At 60.6% G+C, this 16,071-nt stretch carries 14 protein-coding genes; 13 read left to right on the forward strand and 1 reads right to left on the reverse strand.

The features are described from left to right. The first annotated feature begins 78 nt into the window (after nucleotides 1-78). From rpoZ to rpsT, 10 genes are all read left to right on the forward strand, one after another. Nucleotides 79-537: a DNA-directed RNA polymerase subunit omega gene (rpoZ, locus tag HMPREF2894_RS06275; protein WP_044150418.1), complete on the forward strand. Its 459-nt coding sequence runs from the start codon at nucleotides 79-81 to the stop codon at nucleotides 535-537. Nucleotides 538-567: 30 nt separating this feature from the next. Continuing rightward, entirely contained in the window at nucleotides 568-2,007 is a 1,440-nt protein-coding gene (locus HMPREF2894_RS06280) for a bifunctional phosphopantothenoylcysteine decarboxylase/phosphopantothenate synthase (protein WP_070604309.1), read from the forward strand. Nucleotides 2,008-2,390: 383 nt separating this feature from the next. Beyond that, entirely contained in the window at nucleotides 2,391-3,305 is a 915-nt protein-coding gene (rapZ, locus tag HMPREF2894_RS06285) for an RNase adapter RapZ (protein WP_070678312.1), read from the forward strand. Nucleotides 3,306-3,414: 109 nt separating this feature from the next. Beyond that, nucleotides 3,415-4,467, forward strand: a complete 1,053-nt coding sequence (gene yvcK, locus HMPREF2894_RS06290; RefSeq protein WP_012903503.1) for a gluconeogenesis factor YvcK family protein — start codon at nucleotides 3,415-3,417, stop codon at nucleotides 4,465-4,467. Nucleotides 4,468-4,550: 83 nt separating this feature from the next. Further along, nucleotides 4,551-5,516, forward strand: a complete 966-nt coding sequence (gene whiA / locus HMPREF2894_RS06295) for a DNA-binding protein WhiA (protein ID WP_005505961.1) — start codon at nucleotides 4,551-4,553, stop codon at nucleotides 5,514-5,516. Nucleotides 5,517-5,760: 244 nt separating this feature from the next. After that, nucleotides 5,761-7,002, forward strand: coding sequence for a ComEA family DNA-binding protein (locus HMPREF2894_RS06300; RefSeq protein WP_070678317.1), 1,242 nt, complete (start codon nucleotides 5,761-5,763; stop codon nucleotides 7,000-7,002). Beyond that, the gene (locus tag HMPREF2894_RS06305) at nucleotides 7,002-9,059 is read left to right on the forward strand and encodes a ComEC/Rec2 family competence protein (RefSeq protein ID WP_070678320.1); all 2,058 of its coding nucleotides are present in this window, start codon (nucleotides 7,002-7,004) and stop codon (nucleotides 9,057-9,059) included. Before HMPREF2894_RS06300 ends, HMPREF2894_RS06305 begins: the two co-directional genes overlap by 1 nt. Nucleotides 9,060-9,199: 140 nt before the next feature. Beyond that, nucleotides 9,200-10,234 carry a DNA polymerase III subunit delta gene (gene holA, locus HMPREF2894_RS06310; RefSeq protein WP_049327212.1) on the forward strand — a complete coding sequence of 345 codons (1,035 nt, stop codon included), beginning with the start codon at nucleotides 9,200-9,202 and terminating at the stop codon, nucleotides 10,232-10,234. Between the two features lie 15 nt (nucleotides 10,235-10,249). After that, a complete protein-coding gene (locus HMPREF2894_RS06315; RefSeq protein ID WP_070678323.1) occupies nucleotides 10,250-10,909 on the forward strand; it encodes a type II toxin-antitoxin system PemK/MazF family toxin in 660 nt (219 codons plus the stop codon). A 261-nt stretch (nucleotides 10,910-11,170) separates the two neighbouring features. Beyond that, nucleotides 11,171-11,434, forward strand: coding sequence for a 30S ribosomal protein S20 (gene rpsT / locus HMPREF2894_RS06320; protein WP_005505969.1), 264 nt, complete (start codon nucleotides 11,171-11,173; stop codon nucleotides 11,432-11,434). Between the two features lie 283 nt (nucleotides 11,435-11,717). On the opposite strand, the gene HMPREF2894_RS06325 is transcribed toward rpsT, so the two are convergent. Then, a complete protein-coding gene (locus HMPREF2894_RS06325) occupies nucleotides 11,718-12,296 on the reverse strand; it encodes a hypothetical protein (protein WP_070593334.1) in 579 nt (192 codons plus the stop codon). A 293-nt stretch (nucleotides 12,297-12,589) separates the two neighbouring features. On the opposite strand from HMPREF2894_RS06325, the gene HMPREF2894_RS06330 reads away from it, so the two are divergent. The 3 genes from HMPREF2894_RS06330 to lepA all read left to right on the forward strand — a co-directional run bounded on the left by HMPREF2894_RS06330 (nucleotide 12,590) and on the right by lepA (nucleotide 15,994). Further along, complete coding sequence (locus HMPREF2894_RS06330) at nucleotides 12,590-12,925, forward strand: hypothetical protein (protein ID WP_070678326.1); 336 nt, start codon at nucleotides 12,590-12,592, stop codon at nucleotides 12,923-12,925. 108 nt (nucleotides 12,926-13,033) lie between these two features. Then, complete coding sequence (locus tag HMPREF2894_RS06335; RefSeq protein ID WP_070678329.1) at nucleotides 13,034-14,056, forward strand: PAC2 family protein; 1,023 nt, start codon at nucleotides 13,034-13,036, stop codon at nucleotides 14,054-14,056. 96 nt (nucleotides 14,057-14,152) lie between these two features. Then, nucleotides 14,153-15,994, forward strand: coding sequence for a translation elongation factor 4 (gene lepA / locus HMPREF2894_RS06340; RefSeq protein WP_371325810.1), 1,842 nt, complete (start codon nucleotides 14,153-14,155; stop codon nucleotides 15,992-15,994). The last annotated feature ends 77 nt before the right edge of the window (nucleotides 15,995-16,071 follow it).

A 16,071-nucleotide genomic window follows, 5' to 3' on the forward strand; every position in this document is an offset into this window, starting at 1 on the left:
GCCCGGTTTGCGCCATAGCGCGAACGGTGTACGGGGGCGTTCGGTACGTACATTCCATCAAGCTATTTGGAGTTTTTAGTGGCAAACGAAATCAAGGAACACGAGGACTACAACTTCGTTGACGGTGTCGCTCCCGAGGGCATCGTGAGCCCCAGCGCTGACGCGCTGATTGAGAAGGCGGAGTCCAAGTACGGCCTGGTGATTTTCGGTGCCCGCCGTGCACGCCAGATTAACGCGTACTACGCTAACCTGCAGGACAATACTGCTGCGCACGTTGGCCCGCTGGTTGACGCTGAGTCGAACGAGAAGTCCCTGTCGGTGGCAATGCGTGAAATCATTGCTGACCGTGTTGTGGCAGAGCACCGCCCGGACGCTAAGTTCGACGAGGACGGCTACCCGATTCCCGAGGATCTGTCCGCTGTGATTGATTTCAGCGCGGCTGAGTTCTCTGGCGCTATCGAGGAGGAGTACATCCCCGCAGGTAGCGAAGAGGTTATTGCTATCGAAGAGGTTATCCTCGACGAGTCCGCTGAGTAATCTGCTTCTACAAGGATTCTTTGACGTACCATGCGCATTATCGTTGGTATTGGAGGGGGCATTGCTGCGTATAAGGCGGCGATGCTCCTTCGTCTTTTTGCGAAGAATGGCGACGAGGTAATCGCCATGCCCACCCCGAACGCGACGAAGTTCGTGGGTGTTCCCACCCTGGAGGCGCTGAGCGGCAACCCCGTCTCAACGGACGTGTTTGACCGTGTGCCGGAGGTGAACCACGTGCGTCAGGCTGAGCAGGCTGATGCTGTGGTGATTGCCCCGGCGACCGCTGATTTGCTGGCTCGTTTGGCGGCTGGTCGTGCTGATGATCTGCTGTCCTCTACGGTGTTGACGACGCACGCTCCGGTGATTTTGGCGCCGGCGATGCACACCCAGATGTGGGAGCATCCGGCGACTCAGGCGAATGTGCAGACGCTGCGTTCGTGGGGTTATCACGTGATTGAGCCTGCGATTGGGCGTTTGACGGGCCCGGATTCTGGTCCGGGTCGTATGCCAGAGCCGGAGGATATTTTCGCGGTGGCGCTGGATGTGATTGCTCGCTTCCCGAAGGGGCAGGTGCACCCGGTGTACACGCCCGGTTACGCGCCGACTGAGCCCCTGTACACGGGCACGGAGCAGGAGCGTATGGCGGCGGCGCGTGCGGCGACGCTGACTTCGGCGTTGCTGGGTCAGGGTGATTCGAGCCAGGTTGAGCCTGGTCAGGTTGATTCGGGCCAGGCAACTGGCGCATCCGAATCGCTGCGTGGTCCTCTGGCCGGTCGCCTCGTGGTCATTACCGCTGGCGGCACCCGTGAGGCACTGGACCCGGTACGCTTCCTCGGCAACCGTTCGACCGGCAAGCAGGGCGTGGCGCTCGCGGAGGCGGCACGCGACCTGGGCGCGACCGTGCACCTGATTGGTGCGAACCTTGAGGTTCCCGCGCCGGAGGGTGTGCAGGTGACCCGCGTGGTGAGCGCCCTGGAGCTGCGTGAGGCGACCCTTGAGGCGAGCGCGGCGGCGGATGTGCTGATCATGTCTGCGGCGGTGGCTGATTTTAGGCCCGCCGAGTTTGCCGAGTTCAAGATTAAGAAGAGCGCCGATTCTGAGGATGCGCCGGTGATTCAGCTGGTGCGCAACCCGGATATTCTGCGTGAGGTCGTGGTGCGCCGCCAGCAGGCTCATGAGGCGGGGGAGAGCACCCTCGGTCCGAAGCTCATTGTTGGTTTTGCGGCGGAGACCGGTTCGGCGGAGAAGACTCCGTTGGAGCTGGGTCGTGAGAAGCTGCAGCGTAAGGGCACGGACTTCTTGGCGGTCAATACGGTGGGTGTGAATCGTGGTTTCGGCACGGACGATAACACGATTACGTTGCTGTCGACCCTGAATGATGAGGCGCCGGTGTTCTCCGGTTCGAAGAAGGAGCTGTCGGTGCGTCTGCTGGAGCATGTGGCGGCTTTCCTGCCTGAGCTTTCTGCCTGAGTTTTCTGTCTAAGGCAACCTGGCGTATCCGCGTAGAGTTTTGGAGCGTTTATAGTGTGGAGCCCGTGCGGTGCCTCCTGTGGGAGGTATCGTGCGGGCTTTGCTGTGCCCGCGGCAGTGTTACCGCGCGAGGTTCTTAGCCGGGGGCTGTACCCTCCGTAGCTCTGCCGTCCGCCTCCTTCTGTAGACCCCTCGGAGAGCATTATGTGCAAGCACTTGTGATGCGGGTTTCTTTCTTCTGGGGTTCCTTCTGGGGTTCGGTCGGGGGAGCGTCTCATATTTCTGTCATAGTGGTGAAATTTCTGACCGTACCCCTGAACCGTCAGATAAAGGTCTTGTATCATGGCATAGAGAGTATTTCGCGTTGAAGGGGAAGAAGCACCATGCCCGAGAATCAGAGCAAGCCCGCCACGGTACAGTCCGCCCAGAGTGAGGAGCGCCCTCAGATTCTGGTGATTACCGGTATTTCCGGTGCCGGCCGCAGCACTGTCGCAAACGTGCTGGAGGATGAGGGCTGGTACGTTATCGATAACATCCCACCGCAGATGCTCGGTTCCCTGGCTGAGCTGGTGACCCGTGACGGTGCGCGAGTTCCGAAGGTGGCGCTCGGCATTGACGTTCGCGCCCGCGCACTGTTCTCCGATCTTCCCGTTGCGATTGAGACTCTGCGCAAGTCCGATATTGACTTCTCCATGCTCTTCCTTGACGCCAAGGACGAAACCATTATTGCCCGCTACGAGGCTCAGCGCCGCCCGCACCCGCTGCAGGGTGAGGGCCGCGTCCTCGACGGTATCCGCGCTGAACGCACTCTCTTTGAAGGTCTGCGCCTCGCTTCTGACCGCACCATTGACACCACCGGCATGAATGTTCACGAGCTGGCTCGTACCGTGCGTGAAATGTTTGCTGAGGGTGCGGATAAGAAGCTGAACCTGACCGTGATGAGCTTCGGCTTCAAGTACGGTGCGCCTTCGGACGCTAACTACATGGCTGATATGCGTTTCATCCCGAACCCGCACTGGGTTCCGGAGCTGCGCCCCCTGACCGGTCAGGACGCCCCGGTGCGCGACTACGTGCTGGAGCACGCAGGCACCGAGGAGTTCATCAGCAACTATCTTGCGGCTCTTCGCCCCGTGCTTGAGGGCTACCGCCGTGAGGGTAAGTACTACGCCACCATCGCAATTGGCTGCACCGGTGGTAAGCATCGTTCCGTGGCTGTGACGGAGGAACTGGCTCGTCGTCTCTCTGCTTTCGGTGAGCTGAACGTGAATGTTCAGCACCGCGACAAGGGCCGCGAGTAAGTTTTTCCCGGCGCGTCCCAACCACCGCGTCGTGTTTCATTAGCCGCCGTCCGGCCCCGCACACCGTGGGGCCGGCATACCATTCCTTCCGGGTATGTGAGGTATTACTATGTCTACCCATTCGACCAGTTATGACACTCAGGGTATTCCGCGCCTGCCGGCTCTGCCGACTCAGGCTTTGCGCTTGTTGAAGACCACGCACCGTTCGCCGAAGGTTACGGCGATGGGCGGCGGCCACGGGCTGTACGGTTCCCTGTCTGCGTTGCGCCACGTCACGCCTGATTTGACGGCTGTTGTGACGGTTGCTGACGATGGCGGTTCGTCGGGTCGTTTGCGTGAGGAGATGGGTATTCTCCCTCCGGGTGATTTGCGTATGGCGCTTTCTGCGCTGTGTGATGACACCGATTGGGGTCGCACGTGGCGTGATGTGATGCAGCATCGTTTTAGCGCACCCGAGGGTTATGAGGGTGAGTTCCCGCTGGATTATCACGCGCTCGGTAACCTGCTGATTGCTACTCTCTGGCAGCTGCTGGATGACCCGGTTGCGGGTCTGGACTGGGCGGGTGCGCTGCTGAATGCGCGCGGCCGCGTGCTGCCGATGGCGCTGGATCCGATGGTCATTTACGGCACCGTGTTGCGTGAGCATAACGGCGGCGGTATTGAGCGTGTGAAGGTGGTCGGCCAGGTGAACCTCTCGAAGGAGGAGCGCGTTCACGATATCGGTTTGACCCCTGAGAATGCTCGCCCCTGCCCGGAGGCGCTCTCCGCTATTGAGGAGTCCGACTGGATTGTTTTGGGTCCGGGTTCGTGGCGTACGTCGGTTCTGCCGCATCTGCTGTTGGACGCTCAGCGTGAGGCGATTATCCGCACGGAGGCGCGCCGCTGCGTGGTCATGAACCTCTCCGACGATAAGGAGACGGTCGGCTTCACCCCGGCAACGCACCTGGATTTGTTGCGCCAGTACGCCCCGAAGCTTCACCTTGACGCGGTGATTGCTGACGCTGACATGCAGGCTGATCACCGTTCCGAGCTGGAGCGTGAGGCTTCTGCGATGGGTGCGAAGGTTGTGTGGGCGCATCTGCGTTCGAGCTCCCAGCCGAATGTGCACGACCCGCTGAAGCTTGCGGCTGCGTATAACGAAGCGTTTGAGCTGAGCTCCTAGAATCACCGTTGCGGCTGCTATTTTGGTGTGCCCATTTCCCGAAGTTATAGACTCTTAGACACTACGCCCAGAAGGACCTGTTCATGGCATTAACCACGCTCGTCAAGGACGAACTCGCCAACTACGAGGCAACGAAAGTCTCTGCTCGTAAGGCAGAAATCTCTACGATTCTGCGTTTTACCGGAGGCCTGCACATTGTCTCGGGGCGAATCGTGGTGGAGTCTGAGGTCGACCACGAAGCAACCGCCCACCGCATGCGCCGCACCATCGCGGAGATTTACGGCCACGACTCTGAGCTGACCAGCGTCAGCGGTGGTGGCCTGCGTCGAGGCGGCCGCTACATTGTGCGTGTGGATCACGGCGGTGAGGCGCTGGCTCGCCAGACCGGTCTGCTGGATTTGCGTGGCCGCCCGGTGCGTGGTCTGCCGCCGGCTGTGGTGAACGGCTCCCTGCAGGACGCCGAGGCGGTCATGCGCGGTGCGTTCTTGGCGCACGGTTCGCTGACTGAGCCGGGTCGCTCCTCCTCCCTGGAAATTACCTGCCCCGGTCCGGAGGCGGCGCTCGCGCTGGTGGGTGCGGCTCGTCGCCTGGACATTATTGCGAAGGCACGCGAGGTGCGCGGCACGGACCGTGTGGTGGTGCGTGACGGCGAGACGATTTCGCAGCTGTTGGAGCGTATGGGCGCGACCGGCACCCTGACCACGTGGCGTGAGGCGCGTACCCGCAAGGAGGTTCGTGCGACCGCGAACCGTCTGGCGAATTTTGATGATGCGAACCTGCGCCGTAGCGCTCAGGCGGCTGTTGCGGCGAGCGCTCGCGTGGAGCGTGCCCTGCAGATTCTGGGTCATGAGGCGCCGGATCATCTGCGCTATGCCGGTGAGCTACGTGTGTTGCATAAGCATGCGTCGTTGGATGAGCTGGGTCGTCTGGCTGATCCGCCGATGACGAAGGACGCGATTGCGGGCCGTATTCGTCGCCTGCTGGTGATGGCTGATAAGCGTGCTTCGGAGCTGGGCGTTCCGGGTACTGAGTTGCCGCGTGAGGACTAAGCGAGGGCTAGATTCTGGTCTGTGCGGCGCGGTCTGCGCGTGTGGCGGTGCTTGTGTCTGGGCATGTGGCTGAGGTGTTTGTGACGGTTTTATGACAAACCGAAACCCGCCGTTTTTGAACAAAAACCGCATATTTTTCAAAAATGAGCCTGTGGATAGCTTCTTTCTCGTTGTTCGAGGGGAGTTATCCACAGGTTCTTTGTTCGCGCTCGTGCGTTCGCGCGCGTGAGCCTAGGGTAGGGGTATGACGAGCATGACCCCCAACCCCGACCAGAACGCTGTACAGAGCCCTGCGCAGGACAGCGCAGCCCAGCCTGGCAACACAACCCAGCAGGGCGGCGCGCAGCGTAGCGCCCGCTCCCTGATGAACAGCCTCTACCGCAGCCCCCGCGCCCGCAAGAACGGTGCGCCGGATGCCGAGGACACCGTGCCGCTGGCTATTGCCGCTGAGGTAACGCCCGCGGAGGTAGCTGCCGAAGAAGCTGAGGCACCGCAGCCTGAATTTTCGCTGCCTAATTCTTCTCAGCCCGGCACCGCACAGCCCAGGGCGAGCCAGCCCGTACCTACCGGCGACCCTGTACCTACCAGCAAGCCCACGGCATCCCAGCCGGAGTCGAATGGTTGGGCTGACTGGGATCAGCAGCCCGATTGGAACGAGGTGGACGACTGGGCGGAGTGGGAGCAGGCCGATCAGCCCGGCACCACCCGCAGTGCCCGTTGGGGCTTGTCGCCGCGCGTGCTGCTTCTGGTGGCGGTGTTGGCGTTGGTTGCCGTGGTGTGGGGTGTGACCCAGTTTTCGGCGGCGCCGCGTGCCGAGCAGGTCGCCTCCCCGGGCGCTTCTGCCGAGTCGGTGCAGGCGGTGGGTGCCCAGCAGAGCCCCGGTGCTCAGCCTGGCACCCAGTCTACTGCCCAGCCGGGCGCTAACCCGAGTGAATCTGCGCAGAGTGGCGCCTCCGGTGAGGCTACCGTGCGGGTGCACGTGGCGGGTGCCGTGAACAACCCCGGCGTGTACACGCTGCCCGCGCAGGGTCGTGCCGTGGATGCGATTGCCGCCGCCTCCGGTGCGGCCGCGGATGCTGACCTGGACCGCGTGAATCTTGCCGGTGCGCTCAGTGATGGGGTGCAGATTTATGTGCCGCATCGTGGCGAGACGGCTGCTCCGGCGCAGATTCAGCCTAACGGTGGTACGGCGAATGCGGGTCAGGGTAACGCGGCGAATGGTGCATCGCAGGGTGGCACTCAGCCTCAGCCTGCACGCACGCTAACTCCTGCAGGCAGTGCGCAGAAGGGTTCAACCCCGGTGAACATTAACACCGCCACCGCTGAGGAGCTACAGACCCTGCCGCGTATTGGTCCGGCGATGGCTCAGCGCATTATTGCCTGGCGTGAGGCGCACGGCGGTTTCCGTAGCGTGGATGAGCTGGATGCGGTGCCTGGCATTGGTCCGTCGATGCTGGAGAATCTGCGTCCGCTGGTGACGGTCTAATGCCCCGGCAAAACCGCAGGCCGAACCGCCCGCAGGCAGGGGAGCAGGAACTCTTTCCCGGTTCCTTGCGCCTCACCCGGCGCCTCATCCGGTCCGCGGCTACGGCGTATGACCGCGTCCGCTACCGCTGGAGCATCGGCGCTGAACGGTGGCGTACCCGCCGTGATGAGCAGGAGCTGCGCGCCCAGGGAAGCCTCATTCACCTGGACTTTCGCCTGAGTTTTACGGTGCTGGTGCTGTGGGCTTTTACCGCGGCGGCGCTGACCGTGGGTACGTGGCGGGTGGTGCATCCGCTGGCGTGTGTGCTCATTGCCCTGCTGGGGTGCCTGGTGATTCTGCTGTTCTTTCCGCCGCGTGCGGTGATGCCCTACAGCCTGCTCTTTCGCACGACCGGTCAGCTGGTTTTTCTGGCGTGTATTGTCACGGTTCAGGCGGTGCTTTTGTGCGCTACGGGGGTGGATGCATCCCGCGCCACCCTGCAGCAGGCGCAGGGTGCCTCGCTTCGTCTGAATGGCACGGTGGAGCAGGTTCGCCGCGTGGATCCGCGCACTACTCTGGTGGTCATTAAGCTGGAGGAAATTCAGGGGCGGAGCGTGCGTGCGCTGGTGAATGAGCGGGTACGCGTGTATCGGCGTGACGGTTCGGCAAAGAGCGCCGCGCAGCGCCTGGAGGCACGTTCGGCGGCGAGCTCGGCAGCTCAGCAACAGGGGAGCGGTACCGCGCGCTCGCAGGCGATTTATCCGGGCATGAAGGTGACCGCTCTCGGCACGGTGGAGTTCAACGGTTCCACGGCGAAGCTGAGCGGCGCAACTATTTTTCCTGCGCCCGCCTACGGTACCGGGTCGAACGCTGTCACCCGGACGGCGGCGGAGCCGTACCTGTCCACGCTCAAGGAGCAGCTGCGCACCCGCGCCCTGGACGCCCTCGGCACGGAGTCGGCGGCACTGGTTTTGGGTACCGCCTACGGGGATGATTCGCTGATGAGTTCGACCGCGCGGGAGGAGTATAAGCTCAGCGGGCTCAGCCATATTACGGCGGTATCCGGGGCGAATATTGCCATTGTGTTTTTGGGTGCGTACCGGCTGGTGTTGGCGGTTCGTCCGTACCGTTTCGCCAGCGCATACCTGCTGTTCCGTTCCTGGATGCAGCGGTTGCGGGGGAGAAGCACGGCTCGTTCTCGCCGCCCCGCGTACCCCCGGCGCCCCGCCCAACCTCAACAACCAGCCCAGTTTCAACAACCTACCCCGCCAAACGCCCACGCCCTGCCGCCGCTCGTACATCGGCTGAGCACCCTCGCCATTCCGCACCGCGTCATGGTGCTGTGCGGGGTCGCGGCGGTGCTCGCCTACGCCATGCTGCTGGACTCTGAGGGTTCCGTAATTCGTTCCCTCGCCATGGGTCTGCTCGGTGCATACGCGATGCTGCGCGGTTCGGGTCGCCAGTCTTTGGCGGCGCTGCAAACAACGGTGCTGATGTGTCTGCTTGCCGCCCCGCACCTCGCCGTGGATATGGGGTTCGCCCTGTCGGTGACGGCGACCTCCGCGCTGATTCTGCTGGGCCCGCCGCTGATTCGCCTGCTCATGCGCGTCATGCCGGTGTTCTGCGCAGAGATGCTCGCCGCGCCGATTGTGGCGTCCCTGTGGTGCACTCCGCTGATTTTGGCGATGAGTGGTAAGGTGCCGCTCTATTCGGTTCCGGCGAACCTGGTTGCCGCTCCTTTGGCGCCGCTGAGTATGCTCGCCGGGCTGGTGGCGCTCGGATTCATGCTCCTGGGTCTGCCCGCTCTGGCGGATGTGTGCCTGCGCGCCGGTGGCCTTGCCGCGCAGGGCATCGAGTGGGCGGCACACACTGCCGCGCACGCGCCGGGTAACCCGTGGGAGCCCGGTTCGAGCCTCCCTGCGGTGGTGTGTAGCGCCCTCTGCGTGCTGGCGTTGAGCATTGCCCTCTGGTGGGTGGATGCGCGCCGCTACCGCGCGGTCACGCACCGGCAGTATCTGCGGGTAGTACCGCAAACCGCGCCCTCCTATCAGCGCTCCCATCAGCCCGCCCGTCCCTGACCGACTACCCCTAACCACCGCTAGGAGGCATCTGAGAAGAAAACGCTATGATGGATACTCGAGACTCTACCCGCGCCGCACCCCGCGCGCAGCGGGGCCGAGTTCAGCCCGTACCCTGCAGATAAAGGCGAGTGATAAGCGTGTCCGAGCGTAAGCGTTCAACCCAGCGTGGTGGTTCCCGAGGCTACGCCCGCCGAGGCGGCCCCGCCCTCGACACCGCGTGGCGTACCGTCACCCCGGCACCCGCCGTCATGCTCTACGGCCCGGAGGAGTACTTCGCCTCCCGTGCCGCGGCACGCCTGCGTGAGCTGTTCCGCAGCATCCACCCGGAGGTGGACCGCGTTCAGATTAACGCCGCCACCTACACGGCGGGGGAGCTGATCCTGCACGCTTCGCCCTCCCTGTTCGGTTCGGCGAAGATTATTGAGGTTGAGAACGTAGCCTCCATGAGCGACGAGTTTTTGACCGATACGCTTGCCTACTTGAACGCCCCCGAGCCGGATATCATGCTCATTCTGAACCACTCGGGCGGTAACCGCGGCAAGAAGCTCATCGACCTGGTGCGCTCCCAGTTCGTGCTCATTAACTGCAAGGCGCTCAAGACCGACCGTGAGAAGAGCGAGTTCTTGGCGGGGGAGTTCGCCGCAGCTCAGCGCCCCATTACCGGCGGCGCCTTGGCGTTGCTGACTGCTGCCGCCTCCGACACCGCTGAGCTTGCCGCCGCATGCCAGCAGCTGCTCTCAGATGTGCCCGGCGAAATCACCGAGGAGGCAGTGAACCGCTACTACGGCGGCCGCACCGAAGTCACCGCGTTCCGCGTCAGTGACGCCGCGATTTCCGGTAACGCCCCGGAGGCTCTGCGTCTGCTCCGCCACTCCCTTGCCACCGGCACGGAGCCGATTCCGATGCTTGGCGCGCTAGCCATGCGTATCCGCAATATTGCGCGCGTGCACCACGTGCGTATGAGCGCTAACGAGCTGGCGCGTGAGGTGGGTATGTCACCGTGGCAGGTTGAGCAGGCTCAGCGTGACGGCCGCCGTTTTACCGGCGCCCAGTTGGCGCATATTGTGCAGCTTCTGGCTGATGCGGACGCCCAGCTGAAGGGCGAGTCGCAGGACGCGGTGTATGCGGTGGAGCAGGCTGTTTTGGCGATTGCTCTACCTCCGCGCCTGTAGTGCATAATAGAGCCCATGCTCGAAATTCTGAAGAAAATTTTCTTTGCCCTGCTGCCCTTCCTGCAGAAGGCGGCAGAGGATGCCCTCAACGATGCTACTGCGTCTAAGGGCGGCTCCGAGTCCTCCCAGAAGAGTGAGTCCCGCAAGGATGAATCTCGTCAGCGTGAGGCTCGTACCTCCGGCTCTTCGGCGCCTAAGCCGAGTGCCCCGAAGCCTTCCTCGGCAAAATCCTCGGCACCTAAGCCTTCCGCACCGGCTTCGACCGTCGCATCCGACAGCTCGGATTACCCCGGCGATTACCGCGACATGATCAACTTTGAGTACTCGCCCTCCCTGGACGGCGACGCTGACCCGGGTGAAATCGTGTGGACGTGGGTTCCCTTTGAGGAGGACCACTCGCAGGGTAAGGACCGCCCGGTGCTTCTGGTGGGTCGTGACGGTGAGTACCTGCTGGCGCTGATGATGACCAGCAAGGACCACAATAACCGTGAGCACGCTGATTCGAACTACCTCGATATTGGTTCGGGTCCGTGGGATCCGCAGGGCCGCGCTTCTGAGGTGAAGCTGAACCGTGTGATTCGTGTTCGCCCGGATGCGATGCGCCGTGAGGGTGCGATTATGCCGGAGGATACGTTCCGCCTGATTGAGCGTGCGTGGACTCGCCATAACGGCTAACACCCTGTGCCGGTAGTTTCACCGGCGACTGGTGCCGATTATCTGCGCCGGATGTGGAGGCTGCGTGTAGTGGTTTTCACAGTATTTTTCTCTCCGCGGGGGTCTGTCGTGGAGGCTGTTCATCTGGTATTATGTGTGGTTGAGTGTCCGATGGTCATCGGGCACTGCTGGCCGGTTGCCATAGGCATCCCCACGCCGCTCAGTCGATGATCGGCCAGCGTCGCCCTCACCGACCAATAAGACAAAACAGAAAGTTTAATTGTGGCTAACATTAAGTCTCAGAAGAAGCGTATCCTCACCAACGAGAAGGCTCGCCTGCGCAACAACATTGTAAAGTCCGAGCTGAAGACCGCGACCCGCAAGGTCAAGGCTGCTGTTGAGGCACAGAACCAGGAAGCTGCTGTTGAGGCTCTGCGTTTTGTGAACCGTAAGCTGGACAAGGCTGTTTCCAAGGGTGTTCTGCACAAGAAGACCGCTGCAAACAAGAAGTCCGGTCTTGCTGCGCTGGTAAACAAGGCTTTCTAAAACTTGCGGGGTACCTAAGTACCTCTCTGGTTTAAGGGCAGAGACCCCCTGTGTTCCCCCTCCTCTAAGGGGAACGCAGGGGGTTTCTTTATGCCCGAATCGTTTATTGTGGGTGTTTACCCGTTATAAAGTTGTGAGTAAATCGCAATCAATCTATGTACCTGATGACGCTCTCCGAACTATAACCTAGTTATCGCGAGGCATAACTAAAGTTAGAGGATCCTTCGGAAAGACCCTTACCAGTTCCTGGTTATAAATAGATTGATGATGAACTCAACCTATTTTACCTATTTAGTAGGAGGTCGAGATTATATTCAATTGGGACGCAGAGGATATTATCCCGCCCGTCGATTCGGAGACGCAGGTTTAAGTCTGACCCATGATGATATAGTTCAAATCGGACCATCTCGCCAGAGCCAAACTCTTTCTCAATAGTCTCTTTGAGGTTTTCTTGATTCCCAAACTCGCTTAAGTTAACCACCTCAAGAACCTTAATAGGGCCCATAGTGACATTACGTAGCCTAAAGGTTTCCTTCCCTAATACATGAGTCAGTTCAAACTCAGGCCGCCATAGGTTGGAAGCAATATCTGACATCTGCTCAAGCAATTCCTCAGCCTGATTGACTTGTTCTTCCGCAGCCTTTGCGGAGCGTTCAGCCTGCTTGACCTTTTCTTGTGCAACTTCTGCAGAACGCTGAGCCGCATCACGCATATCTAGAGCTGCTTTATGCGCTTCATCTGCCTTTGCCTTGGCCTCCTTAGAGCCAAGGGCTTGACGCCACGTAATATAGGCAAAAATCGCCGAAACGATAGCTCCAAGGGCCGACAGACCAGCAAAAAAAATTTGAAAAAATTGATCCATACTAACCATTCTAAGTAAATGCGGTCCGATACAAATAGCAAGCCGATATCTATACACATCTGCTTGTAGGTGATGTATTCGTAGCTGACGACTCGTTACTGAATTTTTTAGCAGGATTATGGGGAGGCGCCCGCGCCCGGTGACGAAACTGCTTGCGGGTCGCGGAAGAGGCCGTATAGTGGGAACTATCAGCGGTACCGCACACCGCCCGCACCTATCTTTAGCGCCCCACGCGGCGTTGCACATGGCGCCGGTGTGGGTACACATTTTTGCATATTATCAGGAGGTTCCCCATGAGTAGCGAGATTGCAGAAGAAGCTTACGATTATCGTGAAGACCCTGAGTATTGGCGTGCCCCGTTCGATTTTACGAAGCCCATATCTGATGCAAATACTCCGGAGGGGTGGATGCGTGCTGAGTTGAAAGGGCGTTTTTTCAACGCTCCGGTGGCACGCCCCGGTGCCGAATATGAGTGGGGTTTAGCAGAGATTAAGCGTAGGAACGAAGCTAAGGAATTCCCCTTCAACTACAGCGAAGTAACCCTTTTGTATCGTGAGAAGGTAGCTAATGGTGAGTTGCCAGATGTTTATGCTGGCACTCCATACGATTTGGCGCTTCTGCCTTTCTAACATAGTTTCCCTTTCCGTCCGGGGTTTTGGGCGGCATAACCGAATATAGAACATATTTTTTACAACACCACCCACCACACAACCACCGACCACGAGCTAAGGACAACGATGAGCCAGCCGAACTTCCCGCCCGCCCGACTCTTTGACGCTTTCGCCAAGCCCGCCTCCACAGAACAGTCCGCAAAGAAGGGACTGCTCGGCAAGCTTGGCCTGGGCGAATCCTCCGAAGAGGACAACTACACCACCGTCATGCTGGTCGGTTTCAACTCCGCGAAGGAACCCCCGGGCAACGGTGAAGACGCCCTCGACGTGATTCACCGCGCGTTCGACCCCTGCGATGAGAGCCCCGGCTTCGACATGGACGACTTCTACGACTATGCTTCCGTCGCCCCGCAGCTACAGAACAGCGACGACTCCGAATCCACGGTTCTGGTGTGGCCCAAGATGTTCTACAACATGGTCACCATCCCGGAGCGCCACCTGCGCCTGCTCGTGGTGACCGGCCCCGCCCCGAGCCTGTGCCTGCAGCGGTTCATGACCCGCTTCTTCAAGTACGTGAAGAAGCTCCACGTGGACCACGCGATCTTCGTTGAGACCTTTGAGGATCAGGTGGCGCACACCCGCCCGTACCCGTACACGCTGACCACTTACGACGAGAAGCTGGCGGCAATCCCCGGTATTCTGCACGAGTATTTCACCGGTTCTACCTCGGTGACGATGGCAATGTCTGCGCTCGCCGCCGAGCACGGCCTGTCCTCCTCGGTCATGCTGCGTATGAGCATCCCGGGGTATCTGAGCTTTGACCAGCAGAACCCGCGTGCGGTCGTGAGCCTGATCGAGGCGCTGGAGGTCATCCTCGGTATCAAGGTCGAGTCTGAGGAGTACGACCGCCTGCGCACCCATGCTGATGAGTGGGAGGCGGAACTCGCCGAAGAAATGGCGAAGGACTACGAGAAGGTCGAGCTGGTGCGTGAGATTGAGCAGAAGATGGATTCGACTCTGCGCACTGTCTCCGGTGAGGTGATTGCCGAGGATATTGAGGGCTACCTGGATTCCCTCAGCGGCGCCTCCGAGGGCGTAAACCCTGCCGATGATGGTGCGGATTCTGCGGAGGATTCTTCGGAACGTTAGGTCCGTTCGCACATATGGCGCGGGTATGGGAAAATGATAGGTAACTATGCCCATACCCGCAGCCAGCATCTCGAAAGGATGATGTGATTGGCACCCATGTCGAAGAACCCGCCCGTTCCGGCGGCGACCGACCCCGCGATTATTCGCAACTTCTGCATTATCGCCCACATTGACCACGGTAAGTCCACCCTCGCAGACCGTATGCTGCAGGCCACCGGCGTGGTTGCCCCGCGCGATATGAAGGCGCAGTACCTGGACCGCATGGACATTGAACGTGAACGCGGTATCACCATTAAGTCCCAGGCTGTGCGCATGCCCTGGGACGTTGACGGCACCTCCTACGCGCTGAACATGATTGACACCCCCGGCCACGTGGACTTCACCTATGAGGTGTCCCGCTCCCTGGCTGCGTGTGAGGGTGCGCTTCTGCTTGTGGACGCCGCCCAGGGTATTGAGGCTCAGACCCTGGCGAACCTGTACCTGGCGATGGAGAACGACCTGACCATCATCCCGGTGCTGAACAAGATTGACCTTCCCGCGGCTCAGCCCGATAAGTATGCTGAGGAGCTGGCGAACCTGATTGGTTGCGAGCCGGACGAGGTTCTGCGCGTATCGGGTAAGACCGGTGAGGGTGTTGAGGCTCTGCTGGACCGTATTGTGGAGGCGATTCCCGCCCCGCAGGGTGACGCATCCGCCCCGGCGCGTGCCATGATTTTTGACTCGGTGTACGACTCGTACCGCGGCGTGGTCACCTATGTGCGTGTTGTGGACGGTAGCTTGCAGCCGCGTCAGAAGATTAAGATGATGTCCACCGGCGCTGAGCATGACCTGCTCGAAATCGGTGTGATTTCGCCGGAGCCCGTGCCCTCGAAGGGCCTGGGTGTGGGCGAGGTGGGTTACCTCATTACCGGTGTGAAGGACGTCCGTCAGTCCCGTGTGGGTGATACCGTCACCTCCGCCGCTAAGCCCGCCGAGGAGTCCCTGGGCGGTTACGAGGACCCCAAGCCGATGGTGTTCTCGGGCCTGTTCCCGATTGATGGCTCGGACTACCCGGCGTTGCGTGACGCGCTGGATAAGCTGAAGCTCAACGACGCCGCACTGATTTACGAGCCGGAAACCTCTGCCGCTCTGGGCTTCGGTTTCCGCTGTGGCTTCCTGGGTCTGCTGCACCTGGAGATTGTGCGTGAGCGTCTGGAACGCGAGTTCAACCTGGACCTGATTTCGACCGCACCGAACGTTATTTACGACGTGGTGGACGAGGCCGGCAACGCTAAGCGCGTGACCAACCCGAGCGAATTCCCCGAGGGTAAGGTCGCGACGATTCGCGAGCCCATGGTGGCGTGTACGATTATTGCCCCGAGCGAGTACATTGGCGCAATCATGGAGCTGTGCCAGGCTCGCCGCGGCCAGATTGGCGGCATGGATTACCTCTCCGAGGATCGTGTGGAGATGCGTTACCGCCTGCCCCTGGCGGAGATCGTGTTCGACTTCTTCGATCAGCTGAAGTCCCGTACCCGCGGTTACGCGTCGCTGGACTGGAAGTTCGACGGTGAGGAAGAGGCTGACCTGGTGAAGGTCGACATCCTGCTGCAGGGTGAGAAGGTGGATGCGTTCAGCGCCATTACTCACCGCGATAAGGCGTACTCGTACGGCCTGATGATGACTTCTAAGCTGCGTGAACTGATTCCTCGCCAGCAGTTTGAGGTGCCGATTCAGGCGGCTATCGGTTCGCGTATTATTGCCCGCGAGAATATCCGTGCGATGCGTAAGGACGTTCTGTCTAAGTGTTACGGTGGCGATATTTCGCGTAAGCGTAAGCTGCTGGAGAAGCAGAAGGAAGGTAAGAAGCGCATGAAGATGGTCGGTCGTGTGGAGGTTCCGCAGGAAGCCTTCATTGCGGCACTGTCTTCGGGCGAGGAGAAGGAAAAGAAGAAGTAGCCTTTCGCTGCTGTAGCTTTTCCGGCTGTGTGCTGACCTGTTGATTGTGGAGAACCCGGCTGGTGCCTCGTGTACCG

The organism is Rothia sp. HMSC066G02 (genome assembly GCF_001813145.1).
GTDB lineage: Bacteria > Actinomycetota > Actinomycetes > Actinomycetales > Micrococcaceae > Rothia.

What these genes read in the sequence shown, in the direction of transcription:
- HMPREF2894_RS06280 (WP_070604309.1), top strand. Translation starts at nt 568, where the DNA reads ATGCGCATTATCGTTGGTATTGGAGGGGGCATTGCTGCGTATAAGGCG.
- rapZ (WP_070678312.1), top strand. Translation starts at nt 2,391, where the DNA reads ATGCCCGAGAATCAGAGCAAGCCCGCCACGGTACAGTCCGCCCAGAGT.
- yvcK (WP_012903503.1), top strand. Translation starts at nt 3,415, where the DNA reads ATGTCTACCCATTCGACCAGTTATGACACTCAGGGTATTCCGCGCCTG.
- whiA (WP_005505961.1), top strand. Translation starts at nt 4,551, where the DNA reads ATGGCATTAACCACGCTCGTCAAGGACGAACTCGCCAACTACGAGGCA.
- HMPREF2894_RS06300 (WP_070678317.1), top strand. Translation starts at nt 5,761, where the DNA reads ATGACGAGCATGACCCCCAACCCCGACCAGAACGCTGTACAGAGCCCT.
- HMPREF2894_RS06305 (WP_070678320.1), top strand. Translation starts at nt 7,002, where the DNA reads ATGCCCCGGCAAAACCGCAGGCCGAACCGCCCGCAGGCAGGGGAGCAG.
- HMPREF2894_RS06315 (WP_070678323.1), top strand. Translation starts at nt 10,250, where the DNA reads ATGCTCGAAATTCTGAAGAAAATTTTCTTTGCCCTGCTGCCCTTCCTG.
- HMPREF2894_RS06325 (WP_070593334.1), bottom strand. Translation starts at nt 12,296, where the DNA reads ATGGATCAATTTTTTCAAATTTTTTTTGCTGGTCTGTCGGCCCTTGGA.
- HMPREF2894_RS06330 (WP_070678326.1), top strand. Translation starts at nt 12,590, where the DNA reads ATGAGTAGCGAGATTGCAGAAGAAGCTTACGATTATCGTGAAGACCCT.
- HMPREF2894_RS06335 (WP_070678329.1), top strand. Translation starts at nt 13,034, where the DNA reads ATGAGCCAGCCGAACTTCCCGCCCGCCCGACTCTTTGACGCTTTCGCC.
- lepA (WP_371325810.1), top strand. Translation starts at nt 14,153, where the DNA reads ATGTCGAAGAACCCGCCCGTTCCGGCGGCGACCGACCCCGCGATTATT.